Origin of the sequence: Pseudomonas sp. MWU12-3088 (assembly GCF_023242405.1) — a bacterium.
Classification (GTDB): Bacteria; Pseudomonadota; Gammaproteobacteria; order Pseudomonadales; family Pseudomonadaceae; genus Aquipseudomonas; species Aquipseudomonas kribbensis.
In genome coordinates this window covers 133,034-157,575 of the sequence record NZ_JALJEA010000007.1, presented here as the reverse complement: position 1 = coordinate 157,575, position 24,542 = coordinate 133,034, and the positions used below count along the sequence as shown (strand labels likewise).

The following is a 24,542-nucleotide window of genomic DNA, read 5'->3' as shown; positions in this document are numbered from 1 at the left end:
TTTTACGGTTAACCCCCCGCCCGTCTTGCTGACCGGCGGGCTGCAAAAGGCGGTATTAGATGACGGCTTTGTTGACTCGCCGCAAGGTGCTTGCGGGAATGGGCGTGCTCGGTCTGGGCCTGCTCGCCGGCTGCGACACCCGTGGCCAACTGTCGTACAAGTACGGCAAGGATCTGAGCGACAAGATCCTCGGACGCACCTTCAAGCTCAAGGACACCGAAGGCAACACCGTGACGCTGTCGAGCTTTCGCGGCCTGATGCCGATGATTTTCTTCGGTTTCACCCAGTGCCCGGCCGTCTGCCCGACGACCCTGGCCCGCGCGGCGAAAATCAAGAAGCTGATGGGCAAGGATGGCGACATCCTGCAAGTGGTGTTCATCACCCTCGACCCGGAACGCGACACGCCCGAAATCCTCGACGCCTACGTCAAGACCTTCGACCCGAGCTTCGTCGCCCTGTACGGCACCCTCGAGGAAACCAAGGCCACCGCCAAGGAATTCGACGTCTTCTACGAAAAAGTCCCTGCCGGCGACACTTACACCCTGTCGCACACGTCCACCAGTTATGTCTACGACACCCGCGGCAACCTGCGCGTGGGTCTGTCCCAATCGCTTTCTGCACAAGAGTGTACGGAAGATTTGCAAACCGTCATGGAGGTCTGCTGATGAACCCTTTCCTGAACAACATCAAACGTGCCGCACTGGGCCTGTCCCTGCTGGGCCTGGCTTTCCAGGTTTCGGCGCAGACCAGGGTCGATGACGCCTGGGTCCGTGCAACCGTGCCAAACCAGTCGGCCAGCGGCGCGTTCATGACCGTCACCGCCGACAGCGACAGCAAACTGCTCAGCGTTGCATCGCCGGTGGCCAAGGACGTACAGATTCATGAAATGACCATGAAGAACGACGTGATGAGCATGGGCCCGGTCAACTCGGTCGACCTGCCGGCCGGCAAGGCTGTGAAATTCGATCCGAACGGCTACCACGTGATGCTGATGGGCCTGAACGGTCAACTGAAGGAAGGCGACACCGTGCCGCTGACCCTGACCGTGGAAAATGCCAAAGGCGAAAAACAATCCATTGAAGTCCAGGCGCCGGTGCGCTCGTTGACCAACATGGAAGGCCACGATCACAGCAAGATGCATTGATCGCCGGCTGACGGCATTACGGCTTCAAAAAACAAACGGGGCGGCATGATCGACGATCATGCCGCCCCGTTTGCGTCTGGTTGCCAAGTCAGTTCAATTCGAGATGGTGGCGAAAGGCATCCGGATTTTCGGTGATGGGCAGTACTTCAGATAATCGAATTCAGCGATGACGCGCCAACGCATCCCGCACGTTCTGTCTGGATAGCTTTGAAGGATTGGCTTGAGAGCGATCTTGCGAATGAATGGAGGCTGACTGCATTGACGGCCCATTCACCAGAAGCTTCTTGCGCTTGACCACCTGCCGCCACTGGTAACCGAAATAACTCGCGGCCACGAAGAATCCCAGCGCGCCTGAAAACAAACCCACAAAAACCCACAGAAAAAAGGTGATCAGCAACGTCTTCCAGTTGAACACCGACAAGGACTTGCCGGCAGGCGTCTGTTTGTCTTCGATCGGTTCAGGTTCAACATTTGGCACTTGCTGAACGCCATCCAGATCAAAACGCAAGGCGACATCCATACCCGGCATTTGCACCTGGATCTGGTTGCCTTCCACAGACTGGACCCGAATCTCGCCATTGATGATCGAAGCCGAGCTGAAGCTGATGTGGGTTTCGCGGCGGATTTCACCGTTCACCAGCGTCACCACTGTGGGATTGTCACCATTGGCACGTTTACGCATGTCGATTCCTTGAGGGTTCACGCCGGACCACGTGAATAAAGCAGATCCCGAAGGCGCGAATGCTACTGAGTGGCCATCACCCTGTCCATAAAGAGCGGCCTTCATCATGGCGTTCGATGACCAGCGCTTAGCCGTTTCCATCAGACTTCATAGCGTCAGGTAACGCGTGTGAAAGGCGCAATAAACAGCCTGAAACAATTAATCCCCTGTTTCGCCGGCGCCGAAAACCGCCTCCCTCTCCGCTGATACGAACGCAGGTCAAGGCTTCAGGCAATTCGACCGGATCGCACACGCGTTCGACAACGGATCAGCCATGCGTTTAAAAAGGCGATCAGACAGCCCACCCTTGGTATCATCGCGCACACTTTTATGACGGTTTGATGGCTGGAAGGTCTTTTTGTGAGCGCTCTTTTTCAACGGCTTCGGCACCCCGACGCCCGTCTTCTTTCTCTGGTTTTTCTGGTCCTGATCGTACCGGTGTGCCTGCGTGCGGCACTCGGCTGGTCGAGTCTGTTCGGTTATCTGTCGGACCTGGCCATCGGCAGCCTGCTGGTGGTCCTGCTGCATCGCCGGCCGTGGTGGCTGGCCCTGCCGGTGCTGGTGTTCTGGGGTTTGCTGGCGGTGGCGACGGCTGAACTGGTCAGCGCGGTCGGGCGCCTGCCCAACCCCCAGGACCTGCATTACCTGATCGACCCGCAATTCGTCGAGAACTCCACCGGCGGCGGTTTCGCCCATCCGGGAGTGGCCGGTGCATTGCTGCTGGGCCTTTTGCTGTGGCTGGCGACGCAGTGGGCAAACCGCGGAACGCTAGCGCCGGCCCTGCCCCGCGCCGTGTGGTCGGCACCGGTGTTGCTGTTCGCCGCCCATTGGGGCGCACAGAATCTTTCGCCGAGCGACGCCGACCCATGGCGTCTGTACAACCTGCCGCATCAGTTGCTCGCCGCGCAAGTGGCCGACGCGCAGATGCAGGCCGAAGAATGGCTGGAAGGCGGCAGCGAAATACCTCCACCCTCGATGGCCGGGCTCACCGACCTCGACTTGAACGGCCACTCGTTACTGGCAGCAAAAGGCCAGGCGCGCAACGTACTGATCGTTGCCGTAGAAGGCATTCCCGGCGCCTACATCCGCGCCAATCGCGAGGCCATTGGCAGCCATTATCAGGAAGACCTGATGCCCAAGCTCAGCCGCTGGGCCGAGCGCGGCATGAACACGCCGGACTACGTGCTGCACACGCACCAGACCATTCGCGGCCTGTACGCCATGCTTTGCGGCGATTACGACAAACTGAACAACGGCACGCCCAAAGGCGTGGAAATGCTGACCCAGAACGAACGCAACCAGGCCTGCCTGCCGGCCCAATTGCGTCAGAACGGTTTCACCACCCACTACCTGCAAGGCGCCGGCCTGCGCTTCATGGCCAAAGACAAGATCATGCCGCACATCGGCTTCGATGCGACCCATGGCCTTGAGTGGTTCACCAACGCCAACTACCTGGAATTCCCGTGGGGCAAGGACGACAAGGCGTTCTTCGAGGGCGCGCTGAATTACGTCGGCCAACTGAAGAAACAGAAAAAACCGTGGATGCTGACCCTGCTGACCGTCGGCACCCATCAGCCCTACTCCGCGCCGGAAGACTACCTGCAACGCTACGACACGCCGAAACAGGCCGCCGTCGGTTATCTGGACGACGCTTTGGACCAGTTCCTCAGCGGCCTCGAGCGTCAGGGCGTGCTGAAAGACACACTGGTGGTGATCACCTCGGACGAATCCCATGGCATCGACGGCGTGCGGCTGGCGTCGTCCTGGGGCTTCAACCTGACCCTGGCACCTGAACAGGCGCAGTTGCCGCACCTGAACGCCGGGGTCTACGGACATGTCGATCTGAGCGCGTCGATCCTCGATTATTTTGACCTGCCGGTGCCCGCCGCTCTCAGCGGCCGCTCACTGTTTCGCGACTACGACACCGGGCGCGAAATCATGTCGTTCACCAACGGCAAACTGCGCTACCACGACGGCCACGGCATCCTGACCGAATGCGACATGCCACGCCGCTGCCGCGCCTACGCCAGTGAAGGCTTCATCGCCGAAAGCGCGACGTTCAAGGGCAATGCCAGCGGCCAGAATGCGCGGCAGATTGCGGCCCGCGCCGATGCGCTGGACCTGTCGTTGCTGCGCACCCCGCTGAACCAGCGCTATCAGTTCGGCAGCGACAACGTCATCCCGCTGCAAGCGCAGATCAAGGATGACTGGGCCGACAACCTGATCGGCGCGCAGTACCTGGAAATGCCCAAGGGCTCGCACACCCGCGTGCGCCTGACCGTGCGCTCGATGGACCCGCAACAGGCGGCGTACATCCAGCTCAAGGCCAAGGAGTTCGAACAGGACGTGCAACTGGGCCTGCCATCGGAAATGGTCGCCACGGCGGATCAGCCGCTGGAAATGGATTTCAGCTTCGACAACCCGCAACCGCGCAAGGCCTTCTCGTTCCACTTGCTGGGTTATGGCTTGGGGGCGGTGGAAGTCACGGATTTCAGCGTGATCACCGAGCTGCCGGGGCAACAGGATCTGCGGGAGGAACTCCCGGAAGACGACACCGCTCAGTCGAGCTGATGTCGACGCCAGCGTCACGCGGTTCGCGGGACGCTGGCGCTGGCGCTGGGACGATCAGAAGGTAGTGCGCAATCCCACCTGAATGCTTCGCCCTTCTGCCGGCGCAATGTCGCGCAGGATCGAGCTGGCATAGCGCACGGTCTGGTTGGTCAGGTTCTCGGCATTGACGAAGGCCAGCCATTTGCTCTGGCCGACGTCGAAGTGATACCCCACATTCGCACCCAGCGTGGTGTAGCCATCGGTGCTGCTTTCATTGTCCGGCACCCGATGCTGGGAACTGGCGTGCTCCACATCGATCCGTGCCTGCCAGCGATCCAGCTCCCACAGCAACCCGGTATTCAAGCGCAGCGGTGCAATGCGCGGCAGATCCTGACCGTTGTCGAGGTTCTTGGCACGGGTGTAGTCGCCCGACAATTCCAGCGCGAACTTGCCATAGGCGCTCTCGCCGAGCTGCCAGCGATCCTGGGCTTCGATGCCGCTGAAACGTGCACGGACACCGGAGTACGCATATTCGGGAATGCCGCCTGCGTCTTCTTCACCTTCATCATTGAGGGTGCGCCCGGTGCCGAGCAGTCCGATGTAATTGGAGAAGTGGCTGTAGAACACGCCGACGCTGCCCTTGTGCGTGCCATTGTCGAAACGCAGGGCCAGATCGCTGGAGACGGCTTTCTCTTTCGACAGACCCGCATCCCCGACTTCGAAAGTGCCGGTCGCGACGTGGGCGCCATTGGCGTACAGCTCGTAGAACGTCGGCGCCCGCTCGGTGTAGCCCAGCGTGGCGGCAACCGACCAGACCGGCGTCAGCGTGTACACCGCGCCGGACGACAGACTGCCGGCGGTGAAAATGCTGGAGCGGTCGGCATTGGCGAAGCGCTCGTTGCCTTTGGCGTCCGGGTCGACCGTGGTGTGTTCCAGGCGTCCGCCGAGGGTGAACAGCAGGCGATCCGTGGCTTGCAGCTCTTCCAGAATGAACAGTGCACCGGCGTTGGTATCGGTCTGCGGCACGAAGGCTTCTTCGCCCAGTGCCGAGAATTCATTACGGCTGACCTGCGCACCGATCACCCCGTTGAACGGCCCCAACGGCTGGTGACGAGCCTCGACCCGCGCTTCGTAACCCTTGTTCTTGAACGTAGTGCCGACCTCGCCGTCCTCGATTTCGCGGTGCTGGTAATCGGTGTAACCGGCGTCGAACTTGACCGAGCTGAACGGCCCTTGGAGGTTGCGGATTTCCGAGGCGAACGCGTAGTGCTCCTGCTGCATGCGAATCCGCACGTCGTCTTCGGCCGGCGAGCCGTAGTTGGAGTCGTAGTTGCTGTAGGACAGCCCCGCGTAACCGTCATCCCAAGTGTACGAACCGCCCACTGCGCCGCCGTCCTGACGACCGTCGCTGTTGGCCAGGCGATGCTTGCTGGAATCGCCATCATCCCCCGCCCGTTCGCGGCTGCTTTTGGCGTAGCCGGGGATTTTAAGGTCGTTGAACTCGCGAGCGCTGGCGTCCAGGTGCAGGGCGAACTGACCGTTGCCGGCCTCGAGTTTGCCCGCGCTGCTGCGGGTGGTGTCGGCGCCGCCATAACGCAGCTCGCCGGCACCATGGATGCCGTCGATGGCTTCGGTCGGGATGCGGTTGTCGAAGGTGTTCACGACCCCGCCGATAGCACTGCCGCCGTAGAGCAACGCGGCCGGGCCACGGACGATTTCGATGCGGTCAACGTTGATCGGGTCCAGCGGCACGGCGTGGTCGTAGGACAGCGACGAGGCGTCCAGAGCACCGACGCCGTTGCGCAGGATGCGGATGCGATCGCCATCCTGCCCGCGAATGATCGGGCGACTGGCACCCGGCCCGAAGTAGGACGACGACACGCCCGGCTGCTTGTTCAGGGTTTCGCCGAGGCTGCCCTTTTGCTGCTGCGTCAGGTCATCACCGCTCAATACGGTCGCGGGCGAAGCCAGGGTCTGGCTGCCCAGTGGATTGGCAGTGATGACTTGGGGTTGCAGCTCAAGGGGTTCGGCAGCGAATGCGGGGGACGCGATCAGCAGCGCAGAGGCCAGCAGGCTTGGCGGGAAGGAGGGAAAACGGGCAGACATTTCTAGTATTCCGTAAGGCAGAAAGGAAGGGACCGATGCCACTGCCACACGGACATGTCAGTGACATCGATCAGATGAAATCATTTTTATGTTATACAATAACATTTCCAATGGCCATCATGATTCTTGCCCGATGTTTACAACAACCGCTCAAGGACGGGTCTTTCAGCACGCGGTATCGTCGCGTGCGCAAGCACGTCTTGCGTTTCTTCCGAAAATTCCTGAACAGACAGCGGTAAAAGACTTTGCCTATCAGCCACCAATAGTCGGCCTATTAGCTGACCTGCCCAGTCGGGTCTAGCCTTACTAATCCGAAGTCGGCACGAGCCGGCCGCAGAAGACCTGATAAGGATCCGAACATGGCAAATGAATCGAAATGCCCGTTCAATCACGCCGCCGGCGGTGGCACGACGAACCGCGATTGGTGGCCGAATCAACTGAACCTGAAAATCCTGAGCCAGCACTCGCCCGCCTCCGATCCGCTGGGCAAGGACTTCGACTACGCCAAGGCCTTCAAGAGCCTGGATTTCCAGGCCCTGAAACGCGATCTGACGGCGCTGATGACCGACTCCCAGGACTGGTGGCCCGCCGACTTCGGCCACTACGGCCCGCTCTTCATCCGCATGGCCTGGCACAGCGCCGGCACCTATCGCACCGCTGACGGCCGTGGCGGCGCCGGCTCCGGCCAGCAACGCTTCGCCCCGCTCAACAGCTGGCCGGACAACGTCAGCCTCGACAAGGCCCGGCGCCTGTTGTGGCCGATCAAGCAGAAATATGGCCGCAACATTTCCTGGGCCGACCTGATCGTCCTCACCGGTAACGTCGCGCTGGAATCCATGGGCTTCAAGACTTTCGGATTTTCCGGCGGACGTCCCGATGTGTGGGAGCCGGATGAAGATGTGTACTGGGGTTCGGAAAACACCTGGCTGGGTGGCGACACCCGTTACGGCAAACACCCCGAAGCCATGCAGGAACCGGGCGACGGCACGCTGGTGGCCGAACCTGCCGAGCACGGCCATGAACAAAGCCGCACCAATCAGGGTGAACGCAATCTGGAAAACCCGCTCGCCGCCGTGCAGATGGGCCTGATCTACGTGAACCCGGAAGGCCCCGAGGGCAATCCCGATCCGGTGGCCTCGGCCCGGGACATCCGTGAAACCTTCGGCCGCATGGCCATGAACGACGAAGAAACCGTCGCCCTGATCGCTGGCGGCCACGCCTTCGGCAAGACCCACGGTGCCGGCCCGGCCGATAACGTTGGTCCGGAACCGGAAGCCGCCGGCCTCGAGCTTCAGGGCCTGGGCTGGAAAAACAGCTTCGGCAGCGGCAAAGGTGCGGACACCATCACCAGCGGTCTGGAAGTGACCTGGACCACCACCCCGACCAAATGGAGCAACAACTACCTGGAAAACCTGTTCGGCTTCGAGTGGGAACTGACCAAGAGCCCGGCCGGCGCCCATCAGTGGAAACCAAAAAACGGCGCCGGGGCCGGCACGATTCCCCATGCCCACGACCCGAACAAACGCATCGACCCGACCATGCTCACCTCCGACCTGGCCCTGCGCTTCGACCCGGCCTACGAGAAGATCTCGCGGCGCTTCCTGGCCAATCCCGATCAACTGGCCGACGCCTTCGCCCGCGCCTGGTACAAGCTGATCCACCGGGACATGGGCCCGCTGTCGCGCTATCTCGGCCCGGAAATGCCGCAGGAAGAACTGCTGTGGCAAGACCCGATTCCCGAGTCTAAGCATCCACTGGTGGACGACAGCGATATCAGGGCGCTGAAAGGCAAAGTACTGGCGTCGGGGCTGTCCGTTTCGGAACTGGTCTCCACCGCCTGGGCTGCCGCCTCGACCTTCCGGGGCTCGGACAAACGCGGCGGCGCCAACGGCGGACGTCTGCGTCTGGCACCACAACGGTTCTGGCAGGCCAACCAGCCCGAACAACTGGACAAGGTGCTCAAAGCCCTCGAAAGCATTCAGAACGAGTTCAACGCCGGGGCGTCGGGCAAGAAAGTCTCGCTGGCGGATCTGATCGTGCTGGCCGGCAATGCCGGGGTCGAACAGGCGGCGAAAAACGCCGGCCATTCGGTCACGGTGCCCTTCTCGCCCGGCCGTACCGATGCGACTCAAGAGCAGACCGACGTCGAGTCGTTCGGCTTCCTTGAACCGCACACCGACGGATTCCGCAACTACGCCGCCAGCACCTATCGCGTGCCGGCCGAAGCGTTGCTGATCGACAAGGCGCAGCTGCTGACGCTCTCGGCGCCAGAACTCACCGTGCTGGTTGGCGGTCTGCGCGTGCTGGACACCAACGTCGGCAAGACCAGACACGGCGTCTTCACGGACAAGCCCGGCGCCCTGACCAACGACTTCTTCCGCAACCTGCTGGACATGGGTGTGGAATGGAAACCGACGTCCAAGGCAGCGGATGAGTTCGAAGGCCGCGACCGCAAGACCGGCAATGTGAAATGGACAGGAACGCGCGTCGATCTGGTGTTCGGCTCCAATGCGATACTGCGGGCGCTGGCCGAGGTGTATGCCAGTTCCGATGCGAAGGAGCAGTTCGTCAACGACTTCGTGGCTGCGTGGGCGAAGGTGATGGATCTGGATCGGTTTGATTTGCGCCAATAGTTTTTCATCCACCCACAAAAACGCCGCTCATCGAGCGGCGTTTTTTATTGCCCTGAAACAGCTTCAGGCAAGGCTCTTGCTGACCACTTCATAGACATCACTGGACAGCTGACCGGATGCCAGAATCCGCTCCAGCTCCGCCTTCATCAGCGCCTGACGAGCACTGTCGTATTTGCGCCAGCGAGTCAGCGGCGCCAGTTGGCGCGAAGCGATCTGTGGGTTGAAGCCGTTCAGTTCGATCACCAGGTCCGCGAGGAAGCGGTAGCCCGAGCCATCCGCCGCGTGGAAGTTGATCAGGTTCTGCCCGGCAAAAGCGCCGACCAGTGCACGCACCTTGTTCGGGTTCTTGATGTTGAACGCCGGGTGCTGCATCAGCGCTTTCACACGTTCCAGACCGCCCGGCAAGGTGCTGCCGGCCTGCACGCTGAACCACTGATCCATAACCAGCGGATTGTCCTTGAAGTGCTCGGCGAAACTGGCCAGGGCCTTGGCCTTCTCGTCTTCGAATGGCGAGTTGACCAGCACCGCCAGCGCGGTGAGGCGCTCGGTCATGTTGTCGCAACTGTCGAACTGCTCCAGCGTTGCCGCCAGCACTTCAGGCTTGCCGCTGAGCATCAGATACGACAGCGCGATGTTCTGCAGTGCGCGACGGGCGAAATGCTCGGCTTCGGCCACGTACGGGGTCTTTTTCGACAGCTCGCGGTTGGCCTGATAACGCTGCCACAGGGCCTCGAACAGGCTGTCCGCCAGTTGCTGACGGGCGAATTCGCGGGCCGTGTGGATCGAGTCCACGTCAGCCACTTCGCTGATTTCGGTCAGGTAGGCTTCGCTCGGCAGCGAGAGCATTTCCGCGACCATCGCCTGATCCAGCGTCTGATCAGCCAGCACAGTGCGCAGAGCGGAAATCAGACGTGGATCGAGCACCAGGCTTTCGCCCTTCTGCTGTTGGCCGATCAACTCTTGCAGCACCTGTACCGACAGTTGCTGGCCGGCATCCCAGCGGTTGAAACCGTCAGTGTCGTGCTGCATCAGGAACATCAACTGATCGCGGTTGTACGGGAAGCTCAGTTTCACCGGTGCCGAGAAACCACGCAGCAAGGACGGCAGCGGTTGTTCGGCGATATCGACGAAGGTGAAGGTCTGCTCGGTTTCAGTCACCGAGATCACTCGGGTAGTGCCTTGCGCAGCGGCTTCGCCGGCCAGACGCAGGGCGATCTCGTTACCCTGGCTGTCGAGCAGGCCCAGCTCCACAGGAATCACGAACGGCAGCTTTTCAACCTTGTCCGGGGTTTCCGGGCAGCTCTGACGGAAGGTCAGGCTGTAGGTTTTCGCGGCGGCATCGTAAGACTCGCTCACCGCCAGTCGCGGCGTACCAGCCTGGCTGTACCAGCGCTTGAACTGGGTCAGGTCGACGCCATTGGCATCTTCCATGGCCTTGATGAAGTCATCGCAGGTCACGGCCTGGCCGTCGTGGCGTTCGAAGTACAGGTCGCTGCCCTTGCGGAAGCCTTCGGCGCCCAGCAGGGTGTGGATCATGCCGACCACTTCCGAGCCCTTTTCGTACACGGTCAGGGTGTAGAAGTTGGAAATCTCGATGAAGCTGTCCGGGCGCACGGCATGGGCCATGGGACCTGCATCTTCGGCGAACTGGTGGGTACGCAGGTACGCCACGTCCTGAATGCGCTTGACCGTGGCCGAGTTCATGTCGGAGGAGAAACCGGCGTCACGGAACACGGTAAAGCCTTCCTTGAGCGACAGCTGGAACCAGTCGCGGCAGGTCACGCGGTTGCCCGACCAGTTGTGGAAGTATTCGTGGGCAACAATCGCCTCGACCCGCTGGTGCGCAGCGTCGGTGGCGGTTTCGGCGCGGGCCAGCACGGCGCTGGAGTTGAAGATGTTGAGGCCCTTGTTCTCCATCGCACCCATGTTGAAGTCGTTCACGGCGACGATCATGAAGATGTCCAGATCGTACTCGCGACCGTAGACCTCTTCGTCCCAGCGCATGGATTTCTTCAGGCTGTTCATGGCGTGCTGGCACTTGTCGATGTTTTCCGGCTCGACGTAAATGCGCAGCGCCACGTTGCGATTGGTCATGGTGGTGAAAGAGTCTTCAACGCACCACAGGTCACCGGCCACCAGCGCAAACAGGTACGCCGGCTTCATGAACGGGTCTTCCCAGGTCGCCCAGTGCCGGCCGTCTTCGCCGGGACCGCTGGCGATCGGGTTGCCGTTGGACAGCAGCACCGGATAGCTGTGCTGCTCGGCGACCACCGTGGTGGTGAACTTGCTCATCACATCCGGGCGGTCGAGGTAATAGGTAATTTTGCGGAAGCCTTCGGCCTCGCACTGGGTGCAGAACATCGTGCCGGACTTGTACAGGCCTTCCAGCGCGGTGTTGGTTTCCGGGTGGATTTTGACGCTGGTGTCGACCGTGAAGGTTTCACTCTTCGGCTGCAGGGTCAGGTGATTCTCGGTCAACTGGTAGTCGGCAGCGCTCAGTTCCTGGTCGGCCAGGGTCACCGAGAGCAATTCCAGCTGCTGGCCATCGAGCACCAGCGGCGGCAGGCCCGGGCCACGGGCCGGGTTGCGGCGCATCACCAGTTGCGCGTGGACCAGACTGTGGTCCTCGAACAACTCGAAGGTCAGGTGTGTTTCATCGATCAGGTACTCGGGCGCCTGATAGTCCTTCAGGTAAATCATCTTCGGTTGTTCGGTGCGCATGCTGAAGTCCTTATTGATGCACGGCGAGCTGATAGGCCGTGTACTTGCGAATGTTGATCACGCCGGTGTCGAAGATCAGGTACTGGCCCTTGATCCCCAGCAGCGTGCCTTCGGCAATCGGGTTCTTGTCCAGGTTGAAGCTGACGATCTTGGCCGGGTACTGCTCGACCGGGTAACGGATTTCCAGCGGCTCGACGTCGGTGACCGGCTGAATCGCCTGCAGGCCGAAACGCTCCTGCAAGCCTTGCAGGCCTTCGGCGCAGCTGTCGAACAACTGATCGCGCACCTGCGTCAGATCCACCGCCGCCGCGTCGCCCTTGAGCAGCGCGCGCCAGTTGGTCTTGTCCGCCACCTGACTGCGGAACAGGTCTTCGACGAAACCGGACTGTTGGCGCGTGGCGACGCGCATGATCGGCAGCGCCTGACTGGCGCCCTGGTCGAGCCAGCGGGTCGGCAGCTGGGTGGCGCGAGTGATGCCGACCTTGATCCCCGACGAATTGGCCAGGTAGACGACGTGATCGGTCATGCAGAACTTCTCGCCCCACTCCGGTTCCCGGCAGGTGCCGGCGTCGAAGTGGCAGCGCTCCGGGCTCATGATGCACACGTCGCACTGGGCCAGCTTGGTCATACACGGGTAGCAGTAACCCTGACTGAAGCTGGTCTTGGTCTTGCGTCCGCAATGGGTGCAGTGAATCGCCCCCAGGTATTCCAGGCGCACCGTGGTGCCGATCAACGGGTTGACCGGCACCTCGACGTCATCCAGACGAAACGCGTATTGCACGTTCGGCCCGTCCAGGCGCGCCGACATTTTGCTGATTGCACCGCGGCCAATCTCGATCAATGGATGGCGTCCGACTTGAACAGGATGTTCGGCACTTCGATCGACTTCGATGCACACTCCTGCGGGCCCATGTAACCGGTGCGCTCTTCTTCGGGCAGGTTCTGGATTTCCCAGGCGATCATCGCCTGCAGCGACAGCTCGCGCTGTTCGGCGGTGAGCTTGCCACCGTCGGACCATTTGCCGATTTCCACGGCCAGTTTCAGGCTCTGGTAGATGTCGGGGGTAATGTTTTTGATCAGTTCGGAAAAAGACGACATGTTGAACACTCTCCAAAAAATGTCGCTAGTTTAACGGTGCCGATGCCCCGGCACACTGCCGGGCATCAGATGGGCGAGCGGATCGACGGGCGTCACGCCCGTCGTCCTAGAACTCCCTTGAAAGTTTTACCTGAGTCAGTTCCTTCTCCAGCGCCCGCCGGAAGATCTGCGGCGCAGTGAAGGTATAGAGGGCAAAGCCCAGCCAGACCCAGTCGATGACCTCGGCGGCAGCGGGATAACCCTGTGCCGTGACGGTGATGACCGTGACCCGGTAGACCACGAACATGGCCAGTAATAGAACAATGGCTCGGGTGTTGCTGCGCTCGGTCATCCAGCTGTTGAAGCGCCACCACAGCCCCATGAACGGATTGCTGCGCGCTTTCACGGCAGTCAACAGGCCCAGCGCCGCGACGTTGTTGGCGTTTTCCTGCAGGGCCCAGATCGCGTGTTCGCGCGCGCCGTTGATATTGCCCTGGCGCAACAGCAAATGGCCCAGCACCACCACGGCTGCTGTATGCCCGGGATCGGCCTGCAACGCCTGTCGGGCAAAACCTTCGGCCTGTTCCCAGTGACCGCAGGCCTTGTGGTATTCGGCCATGGCCACCAGGTTGGCCGCACCATCCGGGTCGAGTTCGAGAGCCTTTTCCAGCAGCGCCTGGCTCTGGCTCAAGCGCCCGGTGATCTGGAACAGATCGGCGAGGCTGCGGTAATAACTCGGCTCGTCCGGCTCCAGTTCGAGCAGTTGCAACAGGTGCTGTTCGGCGCTCTTGAACCGCCGGGCACCCATGTCGGCCATTGCGGCGGCGTAATGCGCCAGCGGAAGCAAAGCATCCAGTGCCAGCGCCATCGAGGCTTCATGCCGCGCCGCATGCAGTCGCCGCAGGCTGATCAGGCACAGCGCCAGCAACGCGTGCGCTTCTGCACATTCGGGGTCGTCGGCGAGCAATTGCCGCAGGCTGTCGACGGCGCCGTCATAGTGATGGGCATGCAGACGCTGGTAAGCCAGTTCCAACAGTTGGGACGTATTCATCAGCTCACCACCAGATACCAAAGGGTTGCGGGCACCAGTTTGACCACCACGCCCTTGAGCACGAAGGCGCCGCCGAGGGCGACCAGCGGTGCAAAGCGGTTGAGCTCGCCGCCGTAGTACTGATACAGCTCGATGGTGGAATTCTGCAGGGTGTACAGCACGTAACCGATGGTGAGTTTCCACACCACCAGGACCAGCAGCGCGTATTGAATCTCGGCCTGGGTCGTCAGGTAGCCATTGTTCAGCAGGCTGATCAGCAGCAGGCCGATGATCACGCTGCCGGCCGTGCCGACGCCGACCCAGGTCCATTCACGGATTCGCGTCGGGCTGCCCACCGCAATCGAATTCAGCACAAACCACGGCAGTCCCAGCCACAGGCCGCCCATCATCAGGGCCAGCAGTGGCCAGAACGGCGCCACGGCAAACCTGGCGAGGCCACCCGGACGGGGTTCGTCCTCGATCCGGTACACACTCTTGCTTCCCATCAGCGCCCCTTGCCGTGCTTGTCGAGAAAGGCCAGCACTTCGTCGTACTGATTGCCTTCGTTGGCGTAGCGCGCGTAATTGCGCGCCGTGGTCAGCCATTCCAGCGTTGTCGCGCGCACATCTTTCAAGGCCTGCTTGAAATGGCGGTCACAGATCGGCTGTTCAGCGCCTTCACTGATCGACTCTTCGATGGCCTCATCGGCGGCGGTATCCACCAGTTCGCCGAGATCGGCCCCGGAGAATCCCGAGGTGTGTTTGGCCAGGAACGCGAAGTCGATATCAGCCGCCAGCGGACGGCCCTTGACCATCAGTTGCAGCATGTTTTCCCGGGCCGCGCGATCCGGTGGCGGCACGAACAGCACCCGGTCGAACCGGCCGGGCCGGCGGAACGCCGAATCCACCGACCACGGCACGTTGGTCGCGGCCAGGATCAGCACGCCATGGTTGTTTTTGGCAAAACCGTCCATTTCCGAGAGGAAGGTGCTGACCAGTTTCGAAGACGTCGATTCACGGGTATTGGAGCGTTTGCCACCCAGCGCCTCGACTTCATCGAAGAACATTACCGCCGGCGCCTGGGCCCGCGCCTGCTCGAACAGGGCGTGGAGCTTGCGCTCGGACTCACCGATGTACATGTCCAGCACATCGGAAATCGCCACGTTGAAAAACTTGGCCTTGCACTCTCCGGCCGTGGCCCGGGCCAGTAAAGTCTTGCCGCAGCCTGGTGGCCCGTACAACAGCACACCACCGCCGACACGCTTGCGAAAACGCTCGAACAGCCCGGGTTTCTGGTACGGCAGGATGATTTTCTTGTGGATGGTCTTTTTCAGATCATCCAGACCGCCGATATCGTTGAACGTGACGGTCTTGTCCTCGGGAACCAGCAGGCGCCGGACTTCGGTCTGGTCAGTGTCGTCGTTGGAAATCACCCGCAGTTTCGGGCGCCCTTCCCCGCCCCTGAAATCGGTGACGGAGACGTTCAAGCGGCGCCACAGCGTCATGTCTTCCAGCGAAGGATTGGCGTTGATGGCCGCCCGGTATTCGACCTGGGCTTCCTTGAGACGATCCAGATCAGCCAGGGCCCGCGCCCGCAGCAGTTGCGCTGCAGGATCATCACCCGTGACCAGGGACAGGGCTTTCTGCGCCTGCCCGGCCGCCAGATACAGTTGCGCGGCCACCGGCTTGAGCGAATCGAATTCGGCCCGTTGTTCGAGCTCTTCGGGAATCAGCTTGAGCCCGCGCTCGACTTCACCGCGCTCCAGGCACGCCTTTAGCAACAACGTGATCAGCGCGACGTTTCCCGGTGAGGCGCTTAACGCGGCCTCCAGTTGATCCAGCGTCGTGTCATCCATGGTGAATCCTTGTGACAGCCAGTTGCAGAGTGAAAAAACTGAACGTGCGAACCGATTTCATCGCAGCACCTCCGGCCGCTCGACATCGACCCAGACAAATTTATGTGGATCCAGGCGCGTTTCCTGATCCAGACGATAAGCCACCAGTTTGCCGTAGAGCACGGCGCTGTAATCCAGGCACGCGAGGTTCGGGCGGATCGGCGCCGGTTTGCCGCTGCGCCAGTAGTGACCAACGAACAGCAACGGCTCATCGACGCCGTAGCGCAGCAGGGAATTCTTTTCGCTGGAGGTCAGAGGCTTCTGCGCCACCGGCTCCGGCAAGGCATCGGGCTGGAACACAATGTCGCCGTAAGTCTGCGGATCGTCTTCCCAGAACTTGGTGCGGAAGAACGAACGCACCAGACCGTCGCCGCTGGTCATGGTCAGGCCATCCGGCAGGCGCATGTCGGTGCCGCGCAGCAGGCGATCGAACACCGTGCAGGCAAAGCTGCCCGGTACGGCGGAAGCCTGAAGGAAGTGCTCATCGATGCAGCCATCGGGGAACAATGCGCGCAGCGGTTCGATCAGTCCGGCATCCCAGCAGGCATGCACCACCCGGAAGCGTCCGGCGTCGACAAACAGCGGCAGCTCATAGAACCAACGCTGGAAGTCATGCCAGTCGCCGGGATGGTCTTCGAACTGGGTCAGGGTTTCATGCAGCAAACGGGCGTGGCGCGGCGTGTGCTCGCGCACGAACTGCTTGCCGCTGCCCGGTAGCGCCGGCGTACTCCAGCCCAGTGCGTTGAATTCGTGGTTGCCCATGATGCACAAGGCCTGGCCGGCCTCGACCATGTCGTGGACGATGTGCAGCGCCTCGCGGATCCGCGGGCCACGGTCGATGATGTCGCCGACGAACACGGCCATGCGCGAAGGATGCCGCCAGACTCCGCCCTGCTTGTGGTAACCGAGACGGTCCAGCAGGTGTTCCAGGGTCAGGGCGCATCCGTGCACGTCACCGATCAGGTCATAACTGCGCGCGGGATCGAGCATCAGTCGCCTCCACCACCCAGCTTGCTGCCCCAGCCGAGTTTGGTGCGGCAGACCTCGTAGTAGTTGTGGTCGAGCGGATGGATCAGTCGCAGCTTCTGCGCTTTCTTGCTGACGGTGATGGTGTCGCCCGGCGCGCAGGTGAAGTGGTTCTGCCCGTCGCAGGAGACCTGCGGGTAGATCTGCATATCTTTGGACACGACGATTTTCAGCTCACTGTTGCCATCGACCACGATCGGTCTGCCCGACAAGGTATGGGGGTACATCGGCACAATCACAATAGCGTCGAGCTTGGGATGCATGATCGGGCCGCCGGCGGACAGTGCGTACGCGGTGGAGCCGGTCGGCGTGGCGACGATCAGGCCGTCGGCCTTCTGGCTGCAGACGAACTGGCCGTCGATGTACAGCTCGAACTCGATCATCCGCGTCGATTTGCCCGGGTGCAGCACCACGTCGTTCAGCGCATCGCCCTGGCCGATGGCCTCGGCGTGGCGGCGGACTTCGGCCTGCAGCAGGAAGCGGTTTTCCACCAGATAGTGGCCGTCGAGCACTTCGGCGACCTTGATTTCCAGCTCGTCCGGACGGATGTCGGTGAGAAAGCCGAGGCTGCCACGGTTGATCCCGAGCACCGGAATGTTGTGCTTGGCCAGCGCCCGGGCCGCACCGAGCAGGCTGCCGTCACCGCCGACGACGATGACCATGTCGCAGACTTCGCCGAGCATCTTGCGCGAGGAGGTTTGCAGGCCATGGCCGGGCAGGACTTCGGCGATGGTGTCTTCGAGGATCACATGCAGGTGACGATCGAGCAGAAAGCGTTTCAGTCGGCGGACGGTATCCAGCACCTGGGAACTGCCCAGGCGACCGATGATGCCGATATTACGAAATTGCTCCATGGGACTCCTGCTGGGGCTGCGACGGCGAAAACGACGATTATGGGCGAAAGCGCCGGATAGACAAAACCCTTTCAGCCCGAGAGTGCGCCTGCGTTTAAGGCTATGCTCGCAAGATGATCCTATTTCCCGATTTGCTCCAGTTGCCCCATCAGTTGCGCCACCCGGAAGTGCGCGATCTGGCGTGGGTGATCCTCGCCCCGCCGATGCTCGCCGCCACGCCGTGGCCGCAGCGTCATCCGCTGGCCGGCAGCGACTGGGTGCACGACCCTGAGCGGCTGGCGCACTGGCTGCACCAGCTCGACCGTGACAGTTACGGCCTGCTGCAATGGCTGTCCCAGGCTCGCACCCGGCGCCTGGGTCTGTATTACGAGCGGCTGTGGCAGTTTGCCGTGGAGCATGCGCCGGGGATCGAACTGATCGCCGCCAACCTGCCGATCCGCCGCGAAGGCCACACCCTCGGCGAACTCGACATGCTGCTGCGCGACCGTGACGGCGTGCATCACCTGGAACTGGCGATCAAGCTCTACCTCGGCCCGCAGAACGGTGACGGCCGCGATCCGGCGTCGTGGCTCGGCCCCGGCTGCCATGATCGGCTGGACCGCAAACTGGCTCATCTGAGCGAACACCAGTTACCGATTTCCGCCCGCCCGGAAAGCCGTGAAGCCCTGGCGGCGCTGGATATCGAGTCGTTCAGTGCGCAGTTGTGGCTGGGCGGTTATCTGCTGTATCCATGGCCAGGTCAGTCCGAATCACCGAGCGGCGCCCATCCTCAGCATTTGCGCGGCAGCTGGCTGCATCAAAAGGACTGGCCGACGTTTATCGCCCAGCGCCCGGCCGGACGCTGGCAACCGCTGCCCCGCCATGCGTGGCTGGCGCCGGCGCATTACCCGGCGGATCAGGCCTGGAATCACGAGCAGCTGCGGGCCTGGCTCAATGAGCTCGAACCGCTCGCCCCGGCGCAACTGATGGTGCGCCTGACCGAGAATGCCCGGGGCGAATGGGAAGAAGCCGAGCGGATGTTTCTGGTTTCGGACCTGTGGCCGAACGTGCCCGGGCAGAGTTAGACGCTCAACCGCAGCGCCAGCGCCGCCAGTGTCACCAGCAACACCGGCACCGTCAGCACAATCCCGACCTTGAAGTAATAACCCCAGCCGATCCGGATATCCTTGCGCTCCAGCACATGCAGCCAGAGCAGAGTCGCCAGACTGCCGATCGGGGTGATCTTCGGCCCAAGGTCGCTGCCGATCACGTTGGCGTAGATCATCGCCTCTTTCACGACACCGGTCGCCTGACTGGCATCGATCGACAGCAAACCGATCAGCACCGTCGGCAGATTGTTCATGATCGACGACAACAAGGCCGTCAGCACGCCAGTGCCCATGGCCGCGCCCCACACGCCATACCCGGCAAAGGCATCCAGCCAGCCGGCCAGATGATCCGTGAGACCGGCATTGCGCAGTCCGTAGACCACCAGATACATGCCCAGGGAGAAAATCACGATCTGCCACGGCGCCTCTTTCATCACCTTGCGCGTGGAAATCTTGTGCCCGCGAGCTGCGATGCCCAGCAACAACGCCGCGCACACCGCCGAAATGGCGCTGATCGGAATCCCCAGCGGCTCCAGGGCAAAGCAGCCCACCAGCAGGATCACCAACACCGCCCAACCCGCGTAGAACGTGGCCTTGTCGTGGATCGCCGTCTCCGGGTGTTCAAGCTGTTCAGGGTCGTAGTCTTTCGGAATGTCGCGGCGAAAGAACCACAACAACACCGCCAGCGTGGCCGCGACGCTGACAAAGTTGACCGGCACCATCACCGCCGCATAACGATTGAAACCAATGTGGAAAAAGTCGGCCGAAACGATGTTGACCAGGTTCGACACCACCAGCGGCAGGCTCGCGGTATCGGCGATGAACCCCGCGCCCATGACGAACGCCAGGGTCGCCGCCGGCGAAAAACGCAGGGCCAGCAGCATGGAAATCACGATGGGCGTGAGGATCAGCGCCGCGCCGTCATTGGCGAACAACGCCGACACCAGTGCGCCGAGCAACACCATGAAGGCGAACAGCTTGCGCCCGCTGCCCCGCCCCCAACGCGCCACATGCAACGCGGCCCAGGCAAAGAACCCCGCTTCGTCGAGCAACAGGCTGATGATGATCAGCGCCACAAATGTGCCGGTGGCGTTCCAGATGATCTGCCACACCAGCGGAATATCGCTCAGGTGCACTACGCCGAAAATCAGCGCCAGAATCGCTCCGAAGGTCGCACTCCAGCCGACCCCGAGGCCTTTGGGTTGCCAGATCACCAGGGTAATGGTCAGCAGGAAAATCAATGAAGCCGTGAGCATGCAGAGCGACCTTCGATCAGGGACAGAATGGGCATCGAGGAAGCGCACCCTGCCCGTCCGTCAACTCACAGTCGAATCACGTGCCCCTCCACTGGTGCGATCTGACCATGAAACAGGCGAGAAATCACCTGCTCTGCCGCCTCAAGGCCCTGGCTCTCCATCACCCGCAGCAACGGAGCGGGTGGAGCCGTGACTTGCCGGTAAAACTGCAGCAAACCTTCTCCGATGTGCTGGCTCACTCGTTCAGGCCCCCATTCGGCATTGCGCTTGCGGATCTGGATCGGCGCAAAGAAAAACACCGGCTGCGGCCCTTCGATAGCGGTCAGTCGGGCTTCATCGGTGGTTTGTGCGGAACCGGCAAAGCAGCTGTAGACCAGTTGGCCGGCAAAGTGCCGATGCACCTGGTCGCGCAACCCGAGGTCGCCGGAGAAATCCACGTACAGCGTGGGTCGATCATTGGCCAGACCCGGCAACTCTGTGTAGGACAACGTCCGCTCATAGCAGCCCAGATTCTCGACAAAAGCCTGGTTGCCGGCAGACGTCAGCGCCACCCGTTCAAGCTGCGGATGATCCGCCAGGCACACTGCGGTGCCGTAGGCGGTTTTACTTGAAGCGCTGGAAAACACCACGCGGCTTGCGCCGAAGAACTGATTGTCCTGCAGGAAGTCCGCCAGCATCGATGAGGTCAGGAACAGCGGTTTGAGCAAAATCTGCAGGTTTTCCGTTTCCGGGCGGTAATACGCGTCCTCGCTACAGCGGGTGTACTGGTTATACGCCGAGGTCAGTGCCTGGCGGTGTGGCGCTCCATCGTAAAAGCCACGCCCGGTGATCCGCTCGGGGCGCATCCACACATGGCTGGCCAGCGGAAAATATCCATAAAAACGCTCGCCGACCGCCACGCCTTCGACGCTGGAGACGATCACATCGGCAAAACCCCAGGCGGGAATGTGGCCCCACTCCGAGATTCCCGTGGGAAAGAATTTCCAGTAGTTCATCGAATCGCCATAGGCGGCGTAGGTAATGTTGTTGGTGGTCAAGGCGCAACGGTCGACCTTCAGGATCACTTCGCCGTCGGCCGGCACCGGGCTGCGCTGTTCTTGCTCCACTCGGTTCTGGTCGAGCGCATTTTTGCGGGTGACCAGTCGTGTTACCGTGATCGGGCTTTGCATCGTTCAGACTCCTGCTGCGTGTCAGTGGCGGGTAGCACCAGAGTAGTGGCAGCCAATGAAAAGCGGGTTCGGAAACGCCAGGGGCCGCGTGCCCACCCTTGATCCCCGCGCCAAGCCGCTGAAACGCCCGAGCCAGGCCCGGGCGATTTTCACTGTCGAGGCGATTTATGAGGCTTTTGTTCGGATTTGGCAGCGTGATGGCTGGAGCGGCCTGACCACCCGCTCCGTGGCGCTGGAGGCCGGGGTCGCCATCGGTACTCTGTATGACTACTTCCCGAGCAAGGAAGCGTTGTTGTCCGGGTATGTCCGGTATTGTCTGGAGCAACTGTTACAACAACTCGACGAACAGGTCGTCCGGTCACAACTGGATTGGCAGACCCGTATCCAGCGCCTGATACGCCTGACCTGCGAGCCGAATGAAGCACATCAGCCATTGTTCGACTATGAACTGCTGACCATCGAGCACCGGATCGCCGAGCCCAAGCACCACCGACGCGTGTTTGAAGAGTTGTCACAGAAATGGCAGATGGCATTCGCGGCGTGCGATGACCTCACCCGCCGCCCCGATGCAAAAACCATCGAGGCCTGGCTGATCATGGCCTGGGGCGGCCGCCGCTATTGCGTTACGGCGCAACTGACGGCGGCGCAGACCGCTGACTGGCTGTCGGAGATCGAGGCAACCATCAGCGGCCGGCTCCGCGAGCGGCAATGAAGGCCTCAGACTTTCTTGTGCTGCTCCACCCATTGCCCATAGGCATTGATGAAGCTCTGCAGGAACGGCTTGACCGACTCGTTCAGCTTGCCCGACTCATCGAACGCCGTACCGGCGCCGCCCAGGTAGGCCTCCGGCTGCTGCATGCAAGGCACGTTGAGGAAAACGAAGGACTGGCGCAAATGCTGGTTGGCGCCGAAACCGCCGATGGCACCCGGCGAAACGCTGATCACCGCGCCCGGTTTGCCACCCCAGACACTCTTGCCATAAGGCCGCGAGCCGACGTCAATCGCATTCTTCAAGGGTGCCGGCACCGAACGGTTGTACTCCGGGGTGACAAACAGCACCGCGTCGGATGACGCCACTTTTTGCCGAAAAGTGCTGTAGGCTGCCGGCGGTGAATCGCCGTCGATGTCTTCGTTATAGAGTGGCAGATCGCCAATTTCCACAATGTTCAGCTTGAGGTTGGCCGGTGCCAGTTCCGCCAGCGCCAGCGCGACCTTGCGATTGATCGAAGCTTTACGCAGGCTGCCGACCACTACCGCGACGTTATAGACATTGCTCATGGGAAGACTCTCGACTGTCCGTGGGAGGAGCCTGTAGTTATAGATGATCCAGCGACGATTCCACCAGACGACGAGGGATATTTCCCGCGTCCGGATTATTTTTTTCCTGTAGGAAAACTTACCAAGCTCGATGGCGGTCTACCAAGCCGCAAATCAAGCGTTTTATCTCCAGAGGTTCTAAGCAGATGGCAGCAGTACTCGTCGGTCAGTTCCATGCAAGAGATGCGGAAGGCCGCGTTTATTCCGTGCATGAGTTCCAGGAATCCAACCCGTCGGCAGACGGTTTCACCGGCATGGAGCCTGTTACCACCTACAAACTGGCGATTGGCGATCGGGTCAATAAAATCGACGACAACGAATTCCTGCTGGTGCAGTCGGGCATCACGTTGATTCGCGAACCCGAGCCGACTGTCGCTTCATAACCGATTGTTATGAGCAGAAGTCATCCGCGCCGAGTTGGGGTAGGATTCAGCCACTGACCCCAACGGCCGGACATGGACTTCACGCATGCGTTTACGTCATATCGAGGTGATACAGGCGCTTTTACAGACGGGTCACGTGGGCACCGCCGCCGAATGGCTGCAACTGCCAACGGGCGAAGTCGAGGAGCGACTGCGCGAAGCCGAGAGTCAGTTGGGTTTCATGCTGTTCGCCAGCGTGCGCGGGCGGCTTCAGGCCACGGCCGAAGCTCGTGCGCTGCAAGTTGAAATCGCCCACATCTATGACGCGCTGGAGCCGGTGCAACGACTGGCCAGCAGCCTCAAGCAATACCTCGCCCCACCCCTTCGAATCATCGGCACCCCGCCGCTGGCCCAGCAGCTGTTGCCGCAAAGTCTCGCCGCCTTGCGCCGACGCCTGCCGGACGTGCCCTGCACGCTGCTCAGTGAACCCACCCGTCACATCGTTCGCAGTCTGTTGCTGCGCGAGAGCGATCTGGGTCTGAGCCTGCACGATCCCGAACATCCCGACATCCATTGCAAGCCGCTGGCCCAGGGCAAGCTGCAATTGCTCGCGCCTCACGGCTGGCTGCAACCGAAGCAGAAGTACATTTCCCTGCAGGACCTGGCCGGTCAAGCGATGATCGGCCTCGAAGGCCAGGACCCCCTGAGCCCGGCGCTGGAACATAAACTCCAGGCCTTGCGCCCGGCACCGAGCATCCACACCCGGGTGCAGACCCATCAGATGATGCGCAGCATGGTCGAGGCCGGCGAAGGCCTGGCCATCGTCGACCCGTTCACCGCGCTGGGTGCCCGGGCCAGTGGAATCGACACTTGCCCGTTGTCACCGGCGGTGCCGATCAGCCTCTATGCATTGACCTTCAAGCACGCGCCGCCGACATCGGCAGTCCAGACATTGCTGGGTATCGTTACGGAACAAGCCGAGGCGATGCTGGCGAGCTGATCGGGTTTTCCAGCGGATTATCGAACAATCGATACCAGAACAACGCCACCTCGGCGGTGTTCGGATCAATGCCGCGATAACGCAGATGGTCGATGCCGCCAATCACATAACCGCAACGCTCATACAGGCGACAGGCACCGAGGTTGTTGTTCTGGGTTTCGAGCATGATCCCCGGCAGCTTTTTCTTGCGACTCCAGAACTGTGCGACGTCCAGCAAGGCTTTCGCCACACCATGGCGCCGTGCCGGCGCATGCACCGCCAGCTCATCGATATGGGCAAAACCGTTCCAGTTGGTGCTGATCACCAGATGCCCTACCGGCTGATCCTCCAGATACGCCATGAAAATCGCACTGTCGGCGGCATCGCGAAAACTGCTGAACTCTTCCGGATCGATGCCGTAGCACTTACGATACGGCACGATGGGCGTCACGCCCCACTGCGCGACGGGTTTGCCGATTTCGGCGGCGCCATAGGCGGCGACCTCGAAGCTGAAATCGCTGCCCCAGATGTAAGCGGCAAAGCCGTCGTCGGCAACGCGCACCGACAGCCCGGGGTATTTTGGATTCATGACCGGTTGCATACTGGGAAACGCCC

General features: G+C 61.4%; 22 protein-coding genes. 8 read left to right on the top strand and 14 right to left on the bottom strand.

What is annotated here, in order from left to right:
* The first annotated feature begins 59 nt into the window (after positions 1–59).
* Together M5B98_RS18030 and M5B98_RS18025 are read left to right on the top strand one after the other, a co-directional pair.
* Entirely contained in the window at positions 60–665 is a 606-nt protein-coding gene (locus M5B98_RS18030; RefSeq protein WP_119426602.1) for an SCO family protein, read from the top strand.
* The gene (locus M5B98_RS18025; RefSeq protein WP_248743493.1) at positions 665–1,144 is read left to right on the top strand and encodes a copper chaperone PCu(A)C; all 480 of its coding nucleotides are present in this window, start codon (positions 665–667) and stop codon (positions 1,142–1,144) included. The genes M5B98_RS18030 and M5B98_RS18025 overlap by 1 nt, the downstream gene beginning before the upstream one ends.
* A 160-nt stretch (positions 1,145–1,304) precedes the next feature.
* On the opposite strand, the gene M5B98_RS18020 is transcribed toward M5B98_RS18025, so the two are convergent.
* Positions 1,305–1,826 carry a hypothetical protein gene (locus M5B98_RS18020; protein WP_248743492.1) on the bottom strand — a complete coding sequence of 174 codons (522 nt, stop codon included), beginning with the start codon at positions 1,824–1,826 and terminating at the stop codon, positions 1,305–1,307.
* A 399-nt stretch (positions 1,827–2,225) separates the two neighbouring features.
* Here M5B98_RS18020 and M5B98_RS18015 point away from each other — a divergent pair, with 399 nt between their 5' ends.
* Complete coding sequence (locus M5B98_RS18015; RefSeq protein ID WP_248743491.1) at positions 2,226–4,436, top strand: LTA synthase family protein; 2,211 nt, start codon at positions 2,226–2,228, stop codon at positions 4,434–4,436.
* A 54-nt stretch (positions 4,437–4,490) separates the two neighbouring features.
* Here M5B98_RS18015 and M5B98_RS18010 read toward each other — a convergent pair whose 3' ends face one another.
* Positions 4,491–6,521: a TonB-dependent receptor gene (locus M5B98_RS18010; RefSeq protein WP_248743490.1), complete on the bottom strand. Its 2,031-nt coding sequence runs from the start codon at positions 6,519–6,521 to the stop codon at positions 4,491–4,493.
* Positions 6,522–6,880: 359 nt separating this feature from the next.
* Between M5B98_RS18010 and katG the strand changes: the two genes are divergently transcribed.
* A complete protein-coding gene (gene katG, locus M5B98_RS18005) occupies positions 6,881–9,154 on the top strand; it encodes a catalase/peroxidase HPI (protein WP_248743489.1) in 2,274 nt (757 codons plus the stop codon).
* A 63-nt stretch (positions 9,155–9,217) separates the two neighbouring features.
* Here katG and pepN read toward each other — a convergent pair whose 3' ends face one another.
* From pepN to M5B98_RS17965, 8 genes are all read right to left on the bottom strand, one after another.
* Positions 9,218–11,875: an aminopeptidase N gene (gene pepN, locus M5B98_RS18000; protein WP_248743488.1), complete on the bottom strand. Its 2,658-nt coding sequence runs from the start codon at positions 11,873–11,875 to the stop codon at positions 9,218–9,220.
* A 10-nt stretch (positions 11,876–11,885) separates the two neighbouring features.
* The gene (locus tag M5B98_RS17995; RefSeq protein WP_248743487.1) at positions 11,886–12,716 is read right to left on the bottom strand and encodes a DUF2797 domain-containing protein; all 831 of its coding nucleotides are present in this window, start codon (positions 12,714–12,716) and stop codon (positions 11,886–11,888) included.
* Positions 12,713–12,973, bottom strand: coding sequence for a YeaC family protein (locus M5B98_RS17990; protein WP_114882298.1), 261 nt, complete (start codon positions 12,971–12,973; stop codon positions 12,713–12,715). Before M5B98_RS17990 ends, M5B98_RS17995 begins: the two co-directional genes overlap by 4 nt.
* A gap of 106 nt (positions 12,974–13,079) precedes the next feature.
* Positions 13,080–14,003: a tetratricopeptide repeat protein gene (locus M5B98_RS17985; RefSeq protein ID WP_134827250.1), complete on the bottom strand. Its 924-nt coding sequence runs from the start codon at positions 14,001–14,003 to the stop codon at positions 13,080–13,082.
* A complete protein-coding gene (locus M5B98_RS17980) occupies positions 14,003–14,488 on the bottom strand; it encodes a hypothetical protein (protein WP_248743486.1) in 486 nt (161 codons plus the stop codon). The genes M5B98_RS17985 and M5B98_RS17980 overlap by 1 nt, the downstream gene beginning before the upstream one ends.
* A complete protein-coding gene (locus M5B98_RS17975) occupies positions 14,488–15,837 on the bottom strand; it encodes an ATP-binding protein (RefSeq protein ID WP_248743485.1) in 1,350 nt (449 codons plus the stop codon). Before M5B98_RS17975 ends, M5B98_RS17980 begins: the two co-directional genes overlap by 1 nt.
* Positions 15,838–15,894: 57 nt before the next feature.
* Entirely contained in the window at positions 15,895–16,869 is a 975-nt protein-coding gene (locus tag M5B98_RS17970) for a metallophosphoesterase (protein WP_412548544.1), read from the bottom strand.
* Positions 16,866–17,756, bottom strand: a complete 891-nt coding sequence (locus tag M5B98_RS17965; RefSeq protein WP_011333623.1) for an NAD(+) kinase — start codon at positions 17,754–17,756, stop codon at positions 16,866–16,868. Before M5B98_RS17965 ends, M5B98_RS17970 begins: the two co-directional genes overlap by 4 nt.
* Positions 17,757–17,869: 113 nt before the next feature.
* Here M5B98_RS17965 and M5B98_RS17960 point away from each other — a divergent pair, with 113 nt between their 5' ends.
* Positions 17,870–18,820 (top strand): DUF1853 family protein, encoded by a 951-nt coding sequence (locus tag M5B98_RS17960; protein WP_248743483.1) that lies wholly within the window; start codon positions 17,870–17,872, stop codon positions 18,818–18,820.
* On the opposite strand, the gene M5B98_RS17955 is transcribed toward M5B98_RS17960, so the two are convergent.
* Both M5B98_RS17955 and M5B98_RS17950 read right to left on the bottom strand, forming a co-directional pair.
* Complete coding sequence (locus M5B98_RS17955) at positions 18,817–20,100, bottom strand: arsenic transporter (RefSeq protein ID WP_248743482.1); 1,284 nt, start codon at positions 20,098–20,100, stop codon at positions 18,817–18,819. The two genes, M5B98_RS17960 and M5B98_RS17955, sit on opposite strands and share 4 nt — an antisense overlap.
* A 65-nt stretch (positions 20,101–20,165) precedes the next feature.
* Positions 20,166–21,269: a DUF2855 family protein gene (locus M5B98_RS17950; RefSeq protein WP_248743481.1), complete on the bottom strand. Its 1,104-nt coding sequence runs from the start codon at positions 21,267–21,269 to the stop codon at positions 20,166–20,168.
* A 55-nt stretch (positions 21,270–21,324) separates the two neighbouring features.
* Between M5B98_RS17950 and M5B98_RS17945 the strand changes: the two genes are divergently transcribed.
* Positions 21,325–21,981 (top strand): TetR/AcrR family transcriptional regulator, encoded by a 657-nt coding sequence (locus M5B98_RS17945; RefSeq protein WP_248743480.1) that lies wholly within the window; start codon positions 21,325–21,327, stop codon positions 21,979–21,981.
* A gap of 5 nt (positions 21,982–21,986) precedes the next feature.
* Here M5B98_RS17945 and M5B98_RS17940 read toward each other — a convergent pair whose 3' ends face one another.
* Complete coding sequence (locus tag M5B98_RS17940; RefSeq protein WP_248743479.1) at positions 21,987–22,547, bottom strand: NADPH-dependent FMN reductase; 561 nt, start codon at positions 22,545–22,547, stop codon at positions 21,987–21,989.
* Between the two features lie 185 nt (positions 22,548–22,732).
* Between M5B98_RS17940 and M5B98_RS17935 the strand changes: the two genes are divergently transcribed.
* On the top strand, positions 22,733–22,969 hold the full coding sequence (locus M5B98_RS17935; protein ID WP_085708590.1) for a hypothetical protein: 237 nt from the start codon (positions 22,733–22,735) through the stop codon (positions 22,967–22,969).
* Between the two features lie 85 nt (positions 22,970–23,054).
* Entirely contained in the window at positions 23,055–23,948 is an 894-nt protein-coding gene (locus tag M5B98_RS17930) for a LysR family transcriptional regulator (RefSeq protein WP_248743478.1), read from the top strand.
* Here M5B98_RS17930 and M5B98_RS17925 read toward each other — a convergent pair.
* Entirely contained in the window at positions 23,914–24,528 is a 615-nt protein-coding gene (locus M5B98_RS17925) for a GNAT family N-acetyltransferase (RefSeq protein ID WP_085708592.1), read from the bottom strand. The genes M5B98_RS17930 and M5B98_RS17925 overlap by 35 nt on opposite strands.
* Between the last annotated feature and the right edge of the window lie 14 nt (positions 24,529–24,542).